Source organism: Serratia sp. MYb239, from assembly GCF_002966855.1.
Classification (GTDB): domain Bacteria; phylum Pseudomonadota; class Gammaproteobacteria; order Enterobacterales; family Enterobacteriaceae; genus Serratia_B; species Serratia_B rhizosphaerae.
In genome coordinates this window covers 1,604,551-1,618,938 of sequence record NZ_CP023268.1, presented here as the reverse complement: position 1 = coordinate 1,618,938, position 14,388 = coordinate 1,604,551, and the positions used below count along the sequence as shown (strand labels likewise).

Sequence of the window (14,388 nt, the reverse complement as noted above, 5' to 3'; positions counted from 1 at the left end):
CTTATGACCCAACCCCATTCTTTGTGTCCGAACCGCATGCAGGTGCATTCCATCCGGCAGGAAACCGCCGACGTCTGGACGCTGAACCTGATCTGCCACGATTTTTACCCTTATCAGCCCGGTCAGTTCGCGCTGGTAAGCATCCGCAACAGCGAAGATACCCTGCGCGCCTATACCCTCTCTTCCTCACCGGGGCTCAGCCCGTTCCTCAGCATCAGCGTGCGCTGCCTGCCGGACGGCGTCGGCTCGCGTTGGCTGACGCAGGAAGTACGCCCTGGCAATACGCTATGGCTGTCCGACGCGCAGGGCGAGTTCAGCTGCGTGCAGCACCCCGCCGAACGCTATTTAATGCTGGCCGCCGGCTGCGGCGTCACGCCGATTATCTCGATGTGCCGCTGGCTGGCGGCGAACCGCCCGGCGTGCGATGTGCAGGTGATCTTCAGCGTCCGCAGCCCGGAGGCGGTGATCTTCGCCGAACAGTGGCGACAGCTGTGCGCCGCACACCCGTCGCTGAAACTGACGCTGATGGCCGAACACCGTGCGCAGCCCGGTTTTCTCAGCGGACGCATCAGCGACGCAGTACTGCGGCAGCACGTACCGGATATCGCCGAACGCCGGGTGATGACCTGCGGCCCGGTCCCCTATATGGCGCAGGTTGAACAGCTGTGCCTGGCGCTGGGCGTACCGCCCGCACGCCTGCATAAAGAGCAGTTTCACACGCCGGCGGAAAACGCCGGGCAAGCGGACAATACGCTGGCGCTGCGCATCGGCCGGCCGCTGCGTGAGTTCCGCGCACCGGTCGGCAGCACGCTGCTGGCGGCTCTGGAATCCCATCGGTTGCCGGTAACCGCCGCCTGCCGCGCCGGCGTCTGCGGCTCCTGCAAAACCCGCGTGCTCGACGGCGACTACACCACCAGCAGCACCATGACGCTGACGCCGGAAGAGATCGCCCAGGGTTACGTACTGGCCTGCAGCTGCCAACTGCACGGCGACGTCACCCTCGCCTGATCCCGCGCCCCGTTTTTCGCGGGGCACTTATTGGCGAAAACTATTCCTCATCCCGTTCTATTGTAATCCCCGAAGCTTGCTAAGCTGAGAAGACCTTTATATCCCCGTAGTTAAACGCCGGGGATACCACCATCACTGGGGGAACTATGAAGCAAACCGTAGCGACATTGATTGCCAAAACCCTGGACCAGGCGGGCGTCAAACGCATTTGGGGCGTCACCGGCGACTCGCTGAACGGCCTGAGCGACAGCCTGCACCGCATGGGTACGATTGAATGGCTGGGCACCCGCCACGAGGAAGTGGCCGCCTTTGCTGCCGGCGCGGAAGCGCAGCTGACCGGCCAGTTGGCGGTGTGCGCCGGCTCCTGCGGGCCGGGCAACCTGCATCTGATCAACGGCCTGTTCGACTGCCACCGCAATCACGTGCCGGTTCTGGCGATCGCCGCCCATATTCCTTCCAGCGAGATCGGCAGCGGCTACTTCCAGGAGACCCATCCGCAGGAGCTGTTCCGCGAGTGCAGCCACTATTGTGAGCTGGTCTCCAACCCGGAACAGCTGCCACGCGTGCTGGAGATTGCCATGCGCAAGGCGATCCTTAACCGTGGCGTATCGGTGGTGGTTCTGCCCGGCGACGTGGCGCTGCGCATGGCGCCGGAAGACGCCGAAGTAGTCTGGCAGACCCCGGCGCTGCCGCTGGTGCAGCCGCCGATGAGCGAGCTTAACCGACTGGCGGAAACGCTGAACGGAGCGAAAAATATTACCCTGATGTGCGGCAGCGGCTGCGCCGGCGCTCATGATGAAGTGGTGAAACTGGCCGAACTGCTGCAGGCGCCGATCGTGCACGCGCTGCGCGGCAAAGAGCATATTGAGTGGGACAACCCGTACAGCGTCGGCATGACCGGCCTGATCGGCTTCTCCTCCGGCTATCACGCCATGATGAATGCCGACACGCTGGTGCTGCTCGGCACCCAGTTCCCCTACCGTGCCTTTTACCCCACCAACGCCACGATCATTCAGGTGGATATCAACCCCGGCAGCATCGGCGCGCACTGCCCGGTAAATATGGCACTGGTGGGCGATATAAAAACCACCCTTTCCGCCCTGTTGCCGCAATTGGAGGCCAAGAACGACGCCAAATTCCTGAATAAGGCGCTGGAGCACTACCGCAACGCGCGTCAGGATCTCGACAGCCTGGCAACCTGCAACGATAGCCAGCCGATTCACCCGCAGTATCTGGCGCAGCAAATCAGCCGCCATGCCGCCGACGACGCCATTTTCACCTGTGACGTCGGCACGCCTACCGTCTGGGCGGCCCGCTACCTGCAGATGAACGGTAAACGCCGGCTGCTTGGTTCGTTTAACCACGGCTCCATGGCCAACGCGATGCCGCAGGCCATCGGCGCTCAGGCCACCGCGCCGGATAAACAGGTGGTGGCGCTGTGCGGCGACGGCGGCTTTACCATGCTGATGGGCGACTTCTTATCGCTGGCGCAACTGCAGCTGCCGGTCAAAGTGGTGGTGTTCAATAACAGCGTACTGGGATTTGTGGCGATGGAGATGAAAGCCGGCGGCTACCTGACCGACGGCACCGATCTACATAACCCTGATTTTGCCGCCATCGCCAACGCGGCCGGCATTAAAGGCTTCCGGGTTGAAAAAGCCTCAGAGCTGGATGGCGCTCTGCAGGAGATGCTGGCGCACCCCGGTCCGGCGCTGCTGGACGTGGTGACCGCCAAACAGGAGCTGGCGATGCCGCCGCAGATCAAATTCGAACAGGCCAAAGGCTTCAGCCTGTATATGCTGCGCGCCATCATTAACGGCCGCGGCGACGAAGTGGTCGAACTGGCCAAAACCAACTGGCGGCGTTAATCCGCCCTGTCGGCGGCGCGGCCTGCTGCGTCGCCCTTAACCATTGCAAGGATACTCATGCTGATCGATCTCCGCAGCGATACCGTCACGCAACCCACGAGCGCCATGCGCCAGGCGATGGCCAATGCCGAAGTCGGCGACGACGTTTACGGCGATGACCCCACGGTCAACGCGCTACAACATGAAGCGGCGCGGCTGGCCGGCAAAGAGGCGGCGCTGTTTTTACCCAGCGGCACTCAGGCCAATCTGGTGGCGCTGCTCAGCCACTGCCAGCGCGGCGATGAATACCTCGTCGGCCAGCAGGCGCATAACTATAAATATGAGGCCGGCGGCGCGGCGGTGCTGGGCGGCATTCAGCCGCAGCCGATCGAAGCCGACGACGACGGCACGCTGCCGCTGGACAACGTTGCCGCCGCCATCAAACCCGACGATATTCACTTTGCCCGCAGCCGGCTGCTCAGCCTGGAGAACACCATCAGCGGTAAGGTACTGCCGCTCGCCTATCTGGAACAGGCGTGGCAGTTCAGCCGCGAGCGGCGGCTGGCGCTGCATATCGACGGCGCGCGCATTTTCAACGCCGCGGTGGCGCTCAACGTGCCGCTGCACAAGATTGTGCAATACTGCGATACCTTCACCCTCTGCCTGTCCAAAGGCCTCGGCGCGCCGGTGGGATCGCTGCTGTGCGGCAGCGCCGAATTTATTCAGCGCGCCATTCGCTGGCGCAAAATGACCGGCGGCGGCCTGCGTCAGGCCGGCATTCTGGCGGCGGCGGGCCGCTATGCGTTAGAAAATAACGTCGCCCGGCTGCAGGAGGATCACGACAACGCCCGCTGGCTGGAACAGCAGCTGCGCGATCTCGGGCTCACGATCGTCGAACCGGGCGCCCAGACCAACATACTGTATATCCGTCAGTCCGCCGAACAGGCGGCGCAGCTCAGCCCGTGGATGCGCGAGCGCGGCGTGCTGATCGGCAGCGGGCCGCTGACGCGTCTTGTCACCCACCTCGACGTCAGCCGGCAGGATCTGCAGCAGGTGGTCGAGCTATGGCGCGAGTTTTTACAACGGCACGCCTGAGCCTCGCGGGTTAGAGGAAGCGGCCGTATACGGCGTACCACACCGCGCCGCACGCCGCCACGTTGAGCAGGACGCTGACGATAAACCAGGTTTTAAACGGCTGTTTCTGCGTCTTGTGCCGGAACAGCCGCTGGCCGCACAGCGCTCCCGGCCAGCCGCCGATCAAGCCAAACGTCAGCAGCGTGATCTCCGGCACCCGTTGCCAGGCTTTGATCGCCGCCAGCTTATCGGCGCCATACAGCGCCAGCGTCAGCCCATTCAGCAGTAACAACCCCGCCCACCAGGGGTGCGGGAGAAATGCGCTAACCGCCAGGGCTAACGCCAACAAACCATAACACACCGCATTAAGCCGCATGATTCACTCCAGCTAAAGCAACGGCGCGTAGTGTGACGCCTGCGACGGGTCGTTGCAATACGCCATTTATCCCTACAAAAAGTGCATTTATAGCCCGATTTTGGCATGCTATAACCCACAGCATTCAGGATACCGTTCCCTACTTTCACTGCATAAGGTCGTGCTGATGAGCCATCAACGTATTCTGGTCCTTGGCGCCAGCGGTTATATCGGGCAGAACCTGATCCCCCACCTGACGGCGCAGGGGCATGAGGTTATCGCCGCCGCCCGTCGTCTTGAATGGCTGCAGGCGCAAAACTGGCCGCATGTGCACTGCCAGTACGTCGACGTCTGTCAGCCGGACACGCTGCCGCCGGCGCTGTGGCAGATCGATACGCTCTACTATCTGGTCCACGGTATGGGTGACGGCCGCGACTTTATTGAAAAAGAGCGCCAGGCGGCGCAGAACCTGCGCGACGCCCTGCGCCAGTCCGGCGTCAGGCAGGTGATCTTCCTGGGTGCGCTGCAGCCGCAGAAGGACAGCTCGCCGCACCTGATTGCCCGCCGTCTTACCGGAGAAATTCTGCGCCAGAGCGGCATTCCGGTCACCGAACTGCGCGCCGGCATTATCGTCGGGCCGGGTTCGGCAGCGTTCGAAGTGATGCGCGACATGGTCTATAACCTGCCGTTGCTGACGCCGCCGCGCTGGGTGCGTTCAAAGTCTTCCCCGATCGCCCTGCCGAACCTGCTGACCTATCTGAGTGAACTGCTGCGGCACCCGGCCGACGATCACCGCACTTTCGACGCGGCGGGGCCGGAATACATCAGCTATCAGACCATGCTCAAACGTTTTATTGCCATTAGCGGCCGCAGACGCTGGCTGATCCCGATCCCGCTGCCGACGCGCCTTATCTCGGTCTGGTTCATCAGCCTGATCACCTCGGTGCCCACCTCGATCGCCCGCGCGCTGATCCAGGGGCTAAAGCACGATCTGCCCGCCGACGGCCGACCGCTGCAGGCATTGATTCCGCAGTCGCTACAAACCTTTGATGAAGCGGTGAAAGAGACCCTGCAGCGCGAAGCGGAAATAACAGACAGCGCCGACTGGGGCTACGATCCGGCCGCGCGGGCGCGCTGGCGGCCGGGGTACGGCTTTTACCCGAAACAGGCCGGCCATACGCTGGAGACGCAGGCCTCGGCGGCCGCCCTTTGGCAGGTGGTGCAGCAGCTGGGCGGCAAAGAGGGCTACTTCTACGCCAACCCGCTGTGGCAGATCCGCGCGCGCATGGACGACCTGACCGGCAACGGGGTGATCTACGGTCGCCCGCCGCGCCAGACGCTGCAGCTCGGCGATATGATTGACGGCTGGAAGGTCATCGCTCTGCAGCCGGAACGCACGCTTTCCCTGCTGTTCGGCATGAAGGCACCCGGCCTTGGCCGGCTGACGTTCAGCATCAGGGATTACGGTAACCGCCGTACCCTCGACGTGCGCGCCTGGTGGCACCCGGCCGGTTTTAGCGGCTTGCTTTACTGGTTCGCCATGATGCCGGCCCACCTGTTTATTTTCCGTGGCATGGCCAAACGGATCGTCCGGCTGGCGGAGCAGGAAGACCACAATTTGCCGTAACGTTGTTCATTTGTCGATCGACCGCACAGTTTACCGCGGTGGATCGTCCCTTTCCGATTGCATAGCGCCCAAAATCACGAAAGAATGGCACCTTATTTGCTGGGAAACGGCAATACGCCGCCAGCGCTTTGTTTTTTGGTGAGAAAGAGTTTGTTATGAAGGTATTGGTCACCGGTGCATGCAGTGGACTAGGCCGTAACGCCGTGGAATATCTGCGTCGCCAGGGCATACAAGTACGTGCCACCGGTCGCAACCGGGCCATGGGCCGCCTGTTGGAAAAAATGGGCGCCGAATTCATTCAGGCCGATCTCACTAATCTGGTTTCCTCGCAGGCGAAGGCGATGCTGGCGGAAGTGGACGTGCTGTGGCACTGCTCCAGCTTTACCTCTCCCTGGGGCACCGAAGAGGCTTTTGAGCTGGCCAACGTGCGCGCCACCCGCCGGCTGGGCGAATGGGCGGCGGCGTATGGCGTCTCACAATTTATCCATATCTCTTCGCCGGCGATCTACTTCGACTACCACCACCACCGCAATATCCCGGAAGATTTCCGCCCGGCGCGTTACGCCAATGAGTTTGCCCGCAGCAAGGCGGCCGGTGAGCAGGTTATCCAGCGGCTGGCGCTCGCCAACCCGCAGACCCATTTCACCATTTTACGCCCTCAGGGGCTGTTCGGGCCGCACGATAACGTGATGCTGCCGCGCCTGCTGCATATGATCAAACACTACGGCAATCTGCTGCTGCCGCGCGGCGGCGCGGCGATGGTGGATATGACCTATCTGGAAAACGCAGTGCACGCTATGTGGCTGGCGACCATGAAACAGGATACGCCGTCCGGCCGCGCCTATAACATCACCAACCAGCAGCCTCGGCCGCTGCATGACGTGGTGCAGCTGTTAATTGACGAACTGGGTATGAAGTGCCGCATCCGCTCCGTCCCCTACGCAATGCTCGATATGATGGCGCGCGGTATGGAAAAGCTCGGCAGCAAAAGTGAAAAAGAGCCGGTACTCACCCACTACGGCGTCGCCAAGCTCAACTTCGACCTGACGCTGGATACCAGCCGCGCGCAGCAGGAACTGGATTATCGGCCGGTGGTGTCGCTGGAAGAAGGCGTAATGCGCACCGCGCGCTGGCTGAAAGAGCACGGCAAGCTACACGGCCTATAAGCCGTGGTATTTATGCAGTAACGCGTCGATAATCGCCTCGCTTTCCGCATCCGGCTCGCCACGGTAATCGGCGGGCCGAAAATGCATTTGGAATGCCGCCAGCACCCTTTTCTGTTGCCGCTCATCCCACTGCGGGTCAATACCGTAGCCATAGCGCGCCAGCTTATCGAGCAACGCCGACAGCGCCACCGGCGCATGAGGGTCACGCCCCGCCAGATAACGCTGCACATCCGTCTGCTCCGGCCAGGCGCCGATGCCGGCTTCCGCCAGAGTTTTCCAGGGGAACAACGGGCCGGGATCCTGCTTGCGCTGCGGCGCAATATCGCTGTGGCCGACGACATCCACCGGCTGAATATCGTAGCGGCGAATAATATCGCGGCTTAAGGGGATCAGCAGCGCAATCTGTTCGGCGCTGTAAGGCTGCCAGCGGGTGAATAACATGCTGCGGCTGAAGCCGCGGTTGACGATCTCAATGCCGATCGAGGTGTCATTCAGCTGGGTACGGCCGCGCCAGCTGCTGGCTCCGGCGTGCCAGGCGCGCATCGACTCCGGCACCAGCTGATAAACCGTCGGCCTGGCGTACTCGCGCCGCGGATGGGCCGGCAGCAAGTAGTGGGCGCTGACGTGCTCGTCGGTCAGCGTCTTCAGCGAGGTATGGAAATCTTCCGCCGTATAGTGCATCACCAGAAAACGAATGCGCTGGTCGGCGCCCTTCGCCTGGTGCAACGTTTCCAGCTGATAGTCGCCGCGGTCGACGGTGGTGCCCGGCCCTGAAGCCTGGCAGCCCGCCAGCAGCACCGCGACGATCCCTATCCATCTAGCCATGCTTCACTCCTTGTGGCACGCAAAGCCCGGCGCACGCGCCGGGCTGACAGATCTTAACGGCTGATTTTTACCGCAGTGCCGCTGACGCTGACCATCAACATGCTGCTGTCCTTACCCACCGTTTCATAGTCGATGTCCACCCCGACCACCGCATTGGCGCCCAGCTCCTTTGCCTGCTCCTCCAGTTCTTTAAACGCAATCTGGCGCGCCTTGCGCAGCTCTTTTTCATAAGCGCCGGAACGGCCGCCGACGATATCACGCACGCCGGCGAAAAAGTCGCGGAAAATGTTGGCGCCCAAAATCGCCTCACCGGTGACGACGCCGCAGTATTCGGTAATGGTGAACCCTTCCAGGGTCGGGGTAGTAGAAATTTGCATCAAAAACTCCTTGCTTGATTCATGGTCGTGCTCGCCAGGATAATAGGCGCTATCTGCAGTTACCGGGAAAAACCGGACAACCCAGTGTAACCCACGCGGATACAGCTTCAAGCCTGCAAAAAATATGACCGCCGGTTTTACAGTATGTTCTGAAAGCGGATGGCACAGAGTACGAATGCAAGGCTGAAAAACGCATTTATACTGTAAGCTATTGCTCTTCATGGTAGAGACTTTCACATAAGGTAGTGAGATGAAAACAAAAACGATTGCGGCTGTTTTACCTTTAGCACTGGCGCTGAGCGCCTGTACCACCGTAGAACCGGCTTATAAGGACATCGGCGCGCGCAGCGGCGCATGCATTGAAGGCGGCCCGGACAGCGTGGCGCAGAAATTTTACGATCTGCGTCTGGAACAGGGCAGTACCACACTGCCGGACAGCAACCGCCTGGCGCAACTGCAGCCTTACCTGAGCCAGCCTCTGTATCAGGAACTGCTGGGCGCTAACCAGAAAGCAGCGCCGCAGACCGGCGCTGGCGCACTGTTCACCGGCAATGCCGAAGGCGCCACCAGCGCCAGCGTAGCCAGCGCGTCTTCCATCCCGAATACCGACGCCAAGAACATCCCGCTGCGCGTACAGCTGAGCTATAAGAAAGATGGCGACAGCAGCGCCAAAGAGTGGCAGAACGAGGTGCTGATGGTGCGCGAAGGCACCTGCTGGGTGGTGGATGATATCCGCTACCTGAACGTGCCGCAGCACGCCGCCAGCGGCACGCTGCGCCAGGTGCTGGAACACGACTGATTGCTCTACCCGGGCCGGCGCCGCGTCGCCGGCCGATTAACCACCTTGATTTTGCTCATTTTTTGAGCGAACACATCAAATTCGCTAGCCACTTCACACACTGCGCGACAAACCGCCCCTTCCCGCTTGCACTGCGGTATGTTGTGCTATTCTTTTACTATCCCGCCGTACATTAATAAATTTTAACTCACAATGATTGCATAAGTATTCTGTGGAAGTTAACATTTGCGGCATCAATGTCTATTCAATTCCAGCGCATGAGTATTCAACTAAAAAATATAAATTGCTTTTACGGCGCACACCAGGCGCTGTTTGACATCACGCTGGATTGCCCAGCAGGGGAAACCTTAGTGCTGCTTGGCCCAAGCGGCGCGGGGAAAAGTTCATTGCTGCGGGTGTTGAACCTGTTGGAAATGCCGCGTTCCGGCCAGCTGCAGATCGCCGGCAACCAGTTTGACTTTAAGCAGGCGCCGGGCGAAAAAGCCATCCGCGAACTGCGCCAAAACGTCGGCATGGTATTCCAGCAGTACAACCTGTGGCCTCACCTGACCGTAGTGCAAAACCTGATTGAAGCACCGTGCCGCGTGCTGGGCCTGAGCAAGGCGCAGGCGATGGCGCGTGCCGACAAACTGCTCAAGCGTCTGCGCCTGAGCGATTTTGCCGATCGCTTTCCGTTGCATCTGTCCGGCGGCCAGCAACAGCGCGTCGCCATTGCCCGCGCGCTGATGATGGAGCCGCAGGTTCTGCTGTTTGATGAGCCGACCGCCGCACTGGATCCGGAAATCACCGCGCAGATCGTCAGTATTATTCGCGAGCTGGCCGGCACCGGCATTACCCAGGTGATCGTCACCCACGAGGTAGAAGTGGCGCGCAAGACCGCCAGCCGCGTGGTGTACATGGAAAACGGCCGCATCGTGGAACAGGGTGACGCCAGCCGCTTCGCACAGCCGCAAACCAGCGAATTCGCCAGTTATTTATCACACTAATTTTTCTACACCAGACCAGTTTTAGGGGAGTTTGCGATGAAAAAACTAATAATCGCCGCCGTATTGGCCGGCATCAGCGTTTCCGCCTCTGCCGCCGACAAGATTCGTTTCGCGACCGAAGCCTCCTACCCACCGTTTGAGTTTATCGGTGCCGACAACAAAATTCAGGGCTTCGACGTTGATCTGGCCAACGCGCTGTGCAAAGAGATGCAGGCGGAGTGCTCCTTCAGCAATCAGGCGTTCGACAGCCTGATCCCGGGCCTGAAGTTCAAACGCTTTGACGCGGTAATGGCCGGTATGGATATCACGCCGGAGCGTGAAAAACAGGTGCTGTTCACCAAACCTTACTACGACAACTCCGCCCTGTTTATCGCGCAAAAAGGTAAAGTGGCCGATGTCGCCGCGCTGAAAGGCAAACGCGTCGGCGTGCAAAACGGCACCACGCACCAGAAATACCTGACGGATCAGCACAGCGACATCACCACCGTACCGTACGACAGCTACCAGAATGCGGTGCTCGATCTGAAAAACGGCCGTATCGACGCCGTGTTCGGCGATACCGCCGTGGTTAACGAATGGCTGAAGCAGAACGCCCAACTGGCCGCAGTGGGCGACAAGGTGACGGATAAAAACTATTTTGGCACCGGTCTGGGCATCGCCGTACGTCAGAAAAACAGCGATCTGCAGGGCAAGTTCAACGCCGCCCTGGATAAGATCAAACAGGATGGGACCTATGAAACCATCTACAAAAAATGGTTCCAGCAGTAATCGATCCCAATGAATGAAATTCAACCTTTAGCAACCGCCGCCGGGATGACCGTCGGCCTTGCCGTTTGCGCGCTGGCGCTCGGGCTGGTCCTGGCGATGCTGTTCGCCATGTGGGAGTCCGCGCGCTGGAAGCTTGTCAGCTGGCTCGGCACCGCCTGGGTCACGCTGCTGCGCGGCCTGCCGGAAATTCTGGTGGTGCTGTTTATCTACTTCGGCTCCTCACAGCTGCTGCTGACGCTGTCTGACGGTTTTGAACTGAACTTCGGCCTGTTTGCCGTGCCGGTGCAGGTCGACATTGAAAGCTTCGAAGTCAGCCCGTTCCTGTGCGGGGTGATCGCATTGGCGCTGCTGTATTCGGCCTATGCCTCGCAGACGCTGCGCGGCGCGCTGAAAGCGGTGCCGCAGGGGCAGTGGGAGTCCGGCCAGGCGCTCGGGCTCGGCAAGGCGGCAATCTTCTTCCGGCTGATTATGCCGCAGATGTGGCGCCATGCGCTGCCCGGCCTCGGCAACCAGTGGCTGGTGCTGCTGAAGGATACCGCGCTGGTGTCGTTAATCAGCGTGAACGACCTGATGCTGCAGACCAAAAGCATCGCCACCCGCACGCAGGAGCCGTTCACCTGGTACGTGATCGCCGCCGCCATCTATCTGCTGGTCACCCTGTTGAGCCAGTTTATTCTCAAGCGGATCGAACTGCGCACCACACGTTTTGAGCGGGGGCCGGTCTGATGCTGGAATACTTACCGGAAATCATCAAGGGCCTGCACACCAGCCTGACGCTGACGCTGGCGGCGCTGCTGGTCGCGCTGGTGCTGTCGCTGATCCTGACGGCGATCCTGACACTGAAAACGCCGCTGCTGTCGTCGCTGGTGAAGATCTACATTACGCTGTTCACCGGTACGCCGCTGCTGGTGCAGATCTTCCTGATCTATTACGGGCCAGGACAGTTCCCGGCGATCCGCGACTATCCGTGGCTGTGGAATCTGCTGTCGCAGCCCTGGCTGTGCGCCATGATTGCGCTGGCGCTGAACAGCGCCGCCTATACCACGCAGCTGTTTTACGGCGCGGTGCGGGCCATTCCCGCCGGCCAGTGGCAGTCTTGTGAAGCGCTGGGCATGTCGCGCCGGCAGTCGATGCGCATTCTGCTGCCGTTCGCCTTTAAGCGCGCCCTATCCTCCTACTCCAACGAAGTGGTGCTGGTGTTTAAAAGTACCTCGCTGGCCTACACCATCACGCTGATGGAAGTGATGGGTTACAGCCAGCTGATGTACGGCCGCACCTATGACGTGATGGTCTTCGGCGCCGCCGGCCTGGTTTACCTGGTGGTCAACGGCCTGCTGACGCTGTTGATGCGTCTGGTTGAACGCCGCGCGCTGGCCTTTGAACGCCGCAACTAAGCCCGCTTACCCAGCCCTGCCGCCGTGCAGGGCTGTCTTACCCGCCCCGCCAGTAACAATTTTTAATCATTTTTATTGCATATTAATTCACTCAATGGCATGGTTATCGCCAGCACCGTCAGCGTCCCTCCTCGGGATATTGTCAGAAAAATCAAACGATGGCGGCGATAATAAAATCAATGTTCAGACAGGAGTTTCCGCATGAAAAAATTACTGCTTGCCGCCGCCGTACTGGCCGGCGTGACCTTCAGCGCTCAGGCGGCCGACACCATCCGTTTCGCCTCCTCCGCTACCTATCCGCCGTTTGAGTCATTAGACGCCAATAACCAAATCGTCGGCTTTGATATCGATCTGGCGAAAGCGTTATGCAAACAGATGCAGGCGGAATGCACCTTCACCAATCAGGCCTTCGACAGCCTGATCGCCGCGCTGAAGTTCAAAAAGTTCGATGCGGTGATCTCCGGGATGGACATCACGCCGGAGCGCAGCAAGCAGGTGAGCTTTACCCAGCCGTACTACGCCAACTCGGCGATTGTGATCGCGCAGAAAGGCAAGTACACCTCGCTGGCTGAACTGAAGGGGAAAAAGGTCGGGATGGAAAACGGCACCACCCACCAGAAATATATGCAGGATAAGCACCCGGAGATTAACACCGTCTCTTACGACAGCTACCAGAACGCCATTCTGGAGCTGAAAAACGGCCGTATTGACGGCGTCTTCGGCGATACCGCGGTGGTGAATGAGTGGCTGAAAAACAGCCCGCAGCTGGCGCCGGTCGGCGAGCATATCACCGATGCGCAATACTTCGGTACCGGCCTGGGGATTGCGGTGCGTCCGAATAACAAGGCGCTGCTGGACAAACTGAACGCGGCGCTGACGGCGATCAAGGCTGACGGCACCTATCAGGCCATCAGCAACAAGTGGTTCCCGCAGTAAACGCAAGTGCAGCCCGGTTCGCCGGGCTGATTACTTCTCCCGCACCAGCAGCGTCAGCACCTCGTAGTGCGCGGTATGCGGGAACATATCGAACAGCTGCACCCGTTCAACCCGATACCCCGGCAGCTGCGCCATATCCTGCGCCATGCTTTGTGCATTACAGCTGGAATAGAGCAGATAGTCCGGCGCCATCCGCTGCAGGTAATCGCACAGTTCCTTGCCAATGCCGCGTCGCGGCGGGTTCACCACCACCAGCTGCGGCACGTCTCCTTCCGCCGTGGCGAAACGGGTGGAGTCCAGCGCCTGGAAATCAACCCGCTGCAGTCCCAGCGTCGCCGCTGACTGGCGCGCACAGCGAATCGCCTCCGCGCTGATCTCAATCCCGGTCAGACGCGTTTCCGGCTGTGCGCAGTGTAAACCGAAGCCGCCGACGCCGCAGAACAGATCCCACATGCTGTCGATGCCCAGCTCACGCACCCAGTCGCGCGCCGTGGCATACAGCGACGCCGCCACCTGCGGATTGGTCTGGAAAAAGCCCTGCGGGCGGATATACAGCGGCACCTGGTTGAAGCACTCTTCCAACGCCTGTTGCTCGGTCAGGATGATTTCCCGATCGCCCTCCATAATCGCCATATGCACCGGCTGAATATTCACGGAAATCACCCGCAGCTGCGGCAGCTGTTGCTGCAGCCACGGCAGCACGGCGCGCAGCTGCGCCAGTTTGCTCTCCGAACGCAGAACAAAACGCAGCATCACCCCGCCGTTACCGGTGCTTTCCGTCAGCAGCAGATATTTCAGCTCGCCGCGTTTGCGCGCCACGTTGTATGGCGTCAGCCCGGCGCGGGCGATAAAGGTTTTCAGCACGTTGAACATCGGCGCAAAACTGGCGGGATACAGCGGGCAGGCGCACAGATCGACCGGCGTACCGTCGCGGTGCAACATCCCCAGCAGCGGGCGCTCCACGCTGCCGCTGACCACCATTTTCGCCTTATTGCGGAATGCGCTCAGCGCGCCGGCAACCGGCGTCAGCCACTGCCCGACTTCGCGTTCGGACAGCAGGGCCTGCAGATGCTGCTGTTTATCAGCCAGCTGCTGCGGATAAGGCTTTTCCAGCCACTGACAGGAACGGCAACTGCCGGCCGTATACAACGCGCAATGCATAGATTAACCGTAGGGATCGACGAATAAAAAAATAAGGGCGCAGAGTTTAGCACCCTACGCCCTTA

15 protein-coding genes are annotated in these 14,388 nt (G+C 60.4%); 11 read left to right on the top strand and 4 right to left on the bottom strand.

The features are described from left to right. The first annotated feature begins 3 nt into the window (after positions 1–3). The 3 genes from hcr (at position 4) to ltaE (ending at position 3,950) form a co-directional block, all read left to right on the top strand. Positions 4–1,008: an NADH oxidoreductase gene (gene hcr, locus CLM71_RS07740; RefSeq protein ID WP_105230497.1), complete on the top strand. Its 1,005-nt coding sequence runs from the start codon at positions 4–6 to the stop codon at positions 1,006–1,008. Positions 1,009–1,154: 146 nt separating this feature from the next. Next, the gene (gene poxB / locus CLM71_RS07735; RefSeq protein WP_105230496.1) at positions 1,155–2,876 is read left to right on the top strand and encodes a ubiquinone-dependent pyruvate dehydrogenase; all 1,722 of its coding nucleotides are present in this window, start codon (positions 1,155–1,157) and stop codon (positions 2,874–2,876) included. A gap of 57 nt (positions 2,877–2,933) precedes the next feature. After that, positions 2,934–3,950: a low-specificity L-threonine aldolase gene (gene ltaE, locus CLM71_RS07730; protein WP_105230495.1), complete on the top strand. Its 1,017-nt coding sequence runs from the start codon at positions 2,934–2,936 to the stop codon at positions 3,948–3,950. A gap of 10 nt (positions 3,951–3,960) precedes the next feature. On the opposite strand, the gene CLM71_RS07725 is transcribed toward ltaE, so the two are convergent. Continuing rightward, a complete protein-coding gene (locus tag CLM71_RS07725; protein WP_105230494.1) occupies positions 3,961–4,305 on the bottom strand; it encodes a DUF1294 domain-containing protein in 345 nt (114 codons plus the stop codon). Between the two features lie 166 nt (positions 4,306–4,471). On the opposite strand from CLM71_RS07725, the gene CLM71_RS07720 reads away from it, so the two are divergent. Both CLM71_RS07720 and CLM71_RS07715 read left to right on the top strand, forming a co-directional pair. Continuing rightward, the gene (locus tag CLM71_RS07720; protein ID WP_105233252.1) at positions 4,472–5,911 is read left to right on the top strand and encodes a DUF2867 domain-containing protein; all 1,440 of its coding nucleotides are present in this window, start codon (positions 4,472–4,474) and stop codon (positions 5,909–5,911) included. Between the two features lie 155 nt (positions 5,912–6,066). Further along, positions 6,067–7,077, top strand: coding sequence for an NAD(P)-dependent oxidoreductase (locus tag CLM71_RS07715; protein ID WP_105230493.1), 1,011 nt, complete (start codon positions 6,067–6,069; stop codon positions 7,075–7,077). Here the strand turns inward: CLM71_RS07715 and CLM71_RS07710 are convergent. Both CLM71_RS07710 and CLM71_RS07705 read right to left on the bottom strand, forming a co-directional pair. Further along, on the bottom strand, positions 7,072–7,902 hold the full coding sequence (locus tag CLM71_RS07710; RefSeq protein WP_105230492.1) for an N-acetylmuramoyl-L-alanine amidase: 831 nt from the start codon (positions 7,900–7,902) through the stop codon (positions 7,072–7,074). The two genes, CLM71_RS07715 and CLM71_RS07710, sit on opposite strands and share 6 nt — an antisense overlap. A gap of 53 nt (positions 7,903–7,955) precedes the next feature. Then, a complete protein-coding gene (locus CLM71_RS07705; protein ID WP_105230491.1) occupies positions 7,956–8,279 on the bottom strand; it encodes a heavy metal-binding domain-containing protein in 324 nt (107 codons plus the stop codon). A 250-nt stretch (positions 8,280–8,529) separates the two neighbouring features. Between CLM71_RS07705 and CLM71_RS07700 the strand changes: the two genes are divergently transcribed. From CLM71_RS07700 to CLM71_RS07675, 6 genes are all read left to right on the top strand, one after another. Continuing rightward, positions 8,530–9,078 carry a lipoprotein gene (locus CLM71_RS07700; RefSeq protein ID WP_105230490.1) on the top strand — a complete coding sequence of 183 codons (549 nt, stop codon included), beginning with the start codon at positions 8,530–8,532 and terminating at the stop codon, positions 9,076–9,078. Positions 9,079–9,335: 257 nt separating this feature from the next. Then, positions 9,336–10,064: an arginine ABC transporter ATP-binding protein ArtP gene (artP, locus tag CLM71_RS07695; RefSeq protein ID WP_105233251.1), complete on the top strand. Its 729-nt coding sequence runs from the start codon at positions 9,336–9,338 to the stop codon at positions 10,062–10,064. A gap of 36 nt (positions 10,065–10,100) precedes the next feature. After that, on the top strand, positions 10,101–10,832 hold the full coding sequence (gene artJ / locus CLM71_RS07690; protein WP_105230489.1) for an arginine ABC transporter substrate-binding protein: 732 nt from the start codon (positions 10,101–10,103) through the stop codon (positions 10,830–10,832). Positions 10,833–10,841: 9 nt separating this feature from the next. Further along, positions 10,842–11,558 carry an arginine ABC transporter permease ArtQ gene (artQ, locus tag CLM71_RS07685; protein WP_105230488.1) on the top strand — a complete coding sequence of 239 codons (717 nt, stop codon included), beginning with the start codon at positions 10,842–10,844 and terminating at the stop codon, positions 11,556–11,558. Continuing rightward, positions 11,558–12,226, top strand: coding sequence for an arginine ABC transporter permease ArtM (artM, locus tag CLM71_RS07680; RefSeq protein ID WP_105230487.1), 669 nt, complete (start codon positions 11,558–11,560; stop codon positions 12,224–12,226). Before artQ ends, artM begins: the two co-directional genes overlap by 1 nt. A gap of 201 nt (positions 12,227–12,427) precedes the next feature. Next, positions 12,428–13,162 (top strand): arginine ABC transporter substrate-binding protein, encoded by a 735-nt coding sequence (locus CLM71_RS07675; RefSeq protein WP_105230486.1) that lies wholly within the window; start codon positions 12,428–12,430, stop codon positions 13,160–13,162. Between the two features lie 30 nt (positions 13,163–13,192). Here the strand turns inward: CLM71_RS07675 and rlmC are convergent, their stop codons facing one another. Further along, positions 13,193–14,323 carry a 23S rRNA (uracil(747)-C(5))-methyltransferase RlmC gene (rlmC, locus tag CLM71_RS07670; protein WP_105230485.1) on the bottom strand — a complete coding sequence of 377 codons (1,131 nt, stop codon included), beginning with the start codon at positions 14,321–14,323 and terminating at the stop codon, positions 13,193–13,195. Positions 14,324–14,388: the final 65 nt, after the last annotated feature.